We start from the raw sequence: 4,111 nt of genomic DNA, 5'->3' as shown, positions 1-4,111 counted from the left end.
TCGCCGAGCACCTCGGGCGGCCGTGCGTAAACCTGTGCGGCCGCACGCCGCTCGGCGCGCTGGCCGCGCTGATCGCCCGCGCGCGGCTGCTGTTGTGCAACGACACGGGCGTATCGCACGTCGCGGCGGCGCTCGGCACGCCGAGCATCGTCGTCGCGTGCGGCAGCGATACGGCCCGCTGGGCGCCGCTCGACACCGAGCGTCATCATGTGCTCGCGAACTATCCGGCGTGCCGGCCGTGCATGTTCGATACGTGCCCGTACGGGCACGAGTGCGCGACGGCGATCGGCGTCGGCGACGTGATGGACCGGGCGGGCGAGCTGCTCGCGGAGGAGAGACGTCATGTCACGTAAGCGGTTGCGCGTGCTCACCTGGCACGTGCATGGCAACTACCTGTATTACCTGTCGCAGGCGCCGCACGATTTCTACATCGTGACGAAGCCGCAGCATCCGCCCGGCTATGCGGGCCGCGTCGGGCACCTGCCGTGGGGCGACAACGTGCACGAGGTGCCGGCCGAGTGCGTGCGCGACACAGCGTTCGACTGCGTGCTGTACCAGCATGTGAAGCATTACCAGCACGACCGCCTGCGGCTGCTGAGCGAAGCACAGCGCGCGCTGCCGACGCTGTTCGTCGAGCACGATCCGCCGCGCGAGCATCCGACCGACACGCTGCATCCGGTGCAGGACCCGAACGTGTTGCTGGTGCACGTGACGCCGTTCAACGCGCTGATGTGGGACAACGGCGTGACGCCGACGCGCGTGATCGAGCATGGCGTGCTGATGCCAGAAGGTGTCGAGTATCACGGCACGCTGCCGAAGGGCGTGGCCGTCGTGAACAACCTCGCGCGCCGCGGCCGGCGCCTCGGCGCGGACCTGTTCGAGGTCGTGCGGCACAGCGTGCCGATCGATCTGGTCGGGATGGGCTCGAGCGAGCTTGGCGGGATCGGCGAGGTGCCGAACCCGGCGCTGCCGCAGTTCCTGTCGCACTACCGGTTCTTCTTCAATCCGATCCGCTATACGAGCCTCGGGCTCGCGGTGATCGAGGCGATGATGGTCGGGCTGCCGATCGTCGCGCTCGCGACCACCGAGATGGCGCAACTCGTGAAGACCGGCAGCAACGGCGTGGCTGATACGCGGCCGGCCGTGCTGGTCGACGCGATGCGGATGCTGATTCGCGATCCGGAACTGGCGCGCGAGTGGGGCGCGGCGGCCAAACGCGACGCGTGCGAGCGATTCGGCATCGAGCGGTTCGCGCGCGACTGGGACGCCGCATTGCGCGACGTGACGGGGTGACGACGTGACGGCGGCGTGACCCGCCGCATTTACGGCATCGTCGCGGGCGGCGAAGTGGAGGCGCTGCCGCCGTTCGACGCGTTCGCGGCCGGCGGCGCGCTGCCGCTGACCGCATTGCGTTCGCTTTCGGGCAGCAGCGCGAGCCGGTTGTACAGCGTTTTCAGGCTGATGCCGAGCGCCTTCGCGGTGCGCGGCTTGTCGCCGTTGAAATGCCGCAGCGACGCGACGATGAAGCGCTGCTGCGTATGCGCGAGCGTCGTGCCGATATGCAGCGTCATCGCGTTGTGACGCACTTCCTCGCGCGGCGGCGGGCGGCGCGGCAACTGCAGCTCGATCTGCTCGTCGGCGAGGATGAACGCGCGCTCCAGCGTATTGCGCAGTTCGCGCACGTTGCCGGGCCACGTGTACGCGCGCAGCGCCTTCATCGCCTGTGTCGACAGCCGCTTCCTGGTGCGGTGCCGCGCGTTCAGCCGTTCGACGATCTGCAGTGCGATGTCGCCGACGTCGTCCTCGCGCTGCCGGAGCGCAGGCATGTGCAGCGCGATCGGCGCGATCCGGTAGAACAGGTCTTCGCGCAGCGCGCCGCTGCGCAATGCCTCGACCGGATCGTGATGGGTGGCCGCGACGATCCGCACGTCGAGCGGAATCGCCTCGTGGCCGCCCACGCGCACGATCGTGTTGGTTTCGAGCGTGCGCAGCAGCTTGACCTGCAATTCGAGCGGCATCTCGGCGATCTCGTCGAGAAACAGCGTGCCGCCGCGCGCGGCCTCGAACATGCCCACATGTTGTGCAACGGCACCCGTGAAGCTGCCTTTTTCGTGACCGAACAACTGCGACTCCGCGATGTCCTTCGGAATCGCGCCGCAATTGACGGGCACGAACGGCCCGCGCCGGCGCGGGCTCATGTCGTGAATGAGCCGGGCGACGATGTCCTTGCCGGCCCCGCTTTCGCCGACCACCAGCACACTCACGCGGGTGGCGGCGACGCGCGACACTTTCAGCAGCAGATCCTGAATTGTTCGCGAACGGCCGAACAGTCGCGTGCCGTCATCGTCGGATTTCGACATGGAGTAATAACCGGGTTGGGAAGTTTTGACCGAATGTGTCGGGACCAGGTAAAAAAGGACGTGGCACACGTCGCTTTTCACGTACTCAGAATACCTTTTATACCGATTCGACGACATTGAATCTGGCAATGCGATTTACGACGACAGATAGATTTATTCGATGAGCGGCGAATGCGCGACGTCGTTCTTCTATACTGCTAAGCACTCGTTTTCAGTGCAGGACAGCCTATCTGCCCGTTCGTGTGCAGCGTCGAAGATGATGACGCGCATGACGCTGCACGTGCCGCGGTGCCGGCCGATGCACGCGCCGGGCCGCATTACAAGGAGCCTTGATGCCTTACGTCCTGATCGTCGAAGACGACGCCGATACGCGAACGATGCTCGCCACGCTCGCACGCACGCAGCAATTGACGTGCGATACGGCCGCGACGCTTGAAGAAGCGCGCACGCTCGTCTCGACGCATACCCCCGATCTCGTGCTGTGCGACCTCGTGCTGCCCGACGGCAACGGGATGGATCTGTTCGACGCATTGCCCAAGCGCGCACATTGCGAAATAGTATTGACCACCGGCCACGCGAGCCTCGAAACCGCGATCGACGCATTGCGCCGCGGCGCGACCGATTACCTGGTGAAGCCGCTCAACATGCAGCGGCTGAACAGCATCTTCGCGCGCGTGCCGCGCACGACCGCGCTGCACGAGGAAATCGCCGAGTTGCGCTCGGAATTGCAGCGCCTCGGCCGTTTCGGCCGCATGCTCGGCGGCTCGCCCGCGATGCAGGCCGTGTACGACGCGATCGGCCGAGTCGCGCGCACCGAAGCGTCGGTGCTGCTCACCGGCGAGTCGGGCACCGGCAAGGAACTTGCCGCGCAGACGGTGCACGACTTGAGCCTGCGCCGCCGCGGCCCGTTCCTCGCGGTGAACTGCGGCGCGATCGCCGCGAATCTCGTCGAGAGCGAGATGTTCGGTCACGACCGCGGCAGCTTCACCGGCGCGGAACGTCAGCACAAGGGCTTCTTCGAACGCGCGGACGGCGGCACGCTGTTTCTCGACGAAATCACCGAGATGCCGCTCGAATCGCAGGTCAAGCTGCTGCGCGTGCTGGAGACCGGGCGCGTCACGCGGCTCGGCTCGACGCGCGAGATCGACGTCGACGTGCGCATCGTCGCCGCGACCAATCGCGACCCGGAAGCCGCGATGGCGGACGGCAAGCTGCGGCCCGACCTGTTCCACCGGATCAACGTGTTCCCGATTCCGCTGCCGTCGCTGCGCGAACGCGGCGACGATATCCCGATGCTCGCCGACGCGTTCCTGCAGCGCTACAACGAAGAGAGCGGCCGCAACCTGCGCTTCTCGCCGGCCGCCCGCGAAGCGCTGAAGACCTACGAATGGCCCGGCAACGTGCGCGAGCTGCGCAACTTCGTGCAGCGCGCGAGCATCTTCACCGACGCCGACGTGATCGACACATTGCCGCCGCCGATCATGGACGAGCTGTCCAGCATGGTCGATTCGCATGAAGATCGCGTGACGGTGCCGTTCGGCACGCCGCTCGAGGAAGTCGACCGCAAGCTGATCCTCGGCACGATCGCGCAATGCGGCGGCGTGAAGGCGCAAGCGGCCGAGGTGCTCGACGTCAGCCTGAAGACGATCTACAACCGGCTCGCGCAACTGGAAGACGAAGCGGAGAAGCCGGATTCCTGATGCCGCTACGACCGCGCTCATGTTTCCGTTCCGGCCTCGCGGCGCGTATCG

Annotated in this window: 4 protein-coding genes; 3 read left to right on the top strand and 1 reads right to left on the bottom strand. The window is 66.5% G+C overall.

The genetic code is table 11. The annotated features are described in order from the left end of the window. Positions 1-353: glycosyltransferase family 9 protein (locus JMF90_RS27030; RefSeq protein ID WP_305790759.1), on the top strand; the 353-nt coding region annotated here is incomplete at its 5' end. After that, entirely contained in the window at positions 343-1,293 is a 951-nt protein-coding gene (locus JMF90_RS27025) for a glycosyltransferase family 4 protein (RefSeq protein WP_074807156.1), read from the top strand. The genes JMF90_RS27030 and JMF90_RS27025, both read left to right, overlap by 11 nt. Before the next feature lie 29 nt (positions 1,294-1,322). Here the strand turns inward: JMF90_RS27025 and JMF90_RS27020 are convergent, their stop codons facing one another. After that, complete coding sequence (locus JMF90_RS27020; RefSeq protein ID WP_201317325.1) at positions 1,323-2,360, bottom strand: sigma-54-dependent Fis family transcriptional regulator; 1,038 nt, start codon at positions 2,358-2,360, stop codon at positions 1,323-1,325. Positions 2,361-2,692: 332 nt separating this feature from the next. On the opposite strand from JMF90_RS27020, the gene JMF90_RS27015 reads away from it, so the two are divergent. Then, positions 2,693-4,060 carry a sigma-54 dependent transcriptional regulator gene (locus JMF90_RS27015; RefSeq protein ID WP_201317324.1) on the top strand — a complete coding sequence of 456 codons (1,368 nt, stop codon included), beginning with the start codon at positions 2,693-2,695 and terminating at the stop codon, positions 4,058-4,060. The last annotated feature ends 51 nt before the right edge of the window (positions 4,061-4,111 follow it).

The sequence above is a fragment of the Burkholderia sp. E168m23 genome (assembly GCF_016586125.1).
GTDB classification, from domain to species: domain Bacteria; phylum Pseudomonadota; class Gammaproteobacteria; order Burkholderiales; family Burkholderiaceae; genus Burkholderia; species Burkholderia orbicola.
This window is presented reverse-complemented; position numbering and strand designations above follow the sequence as displayed.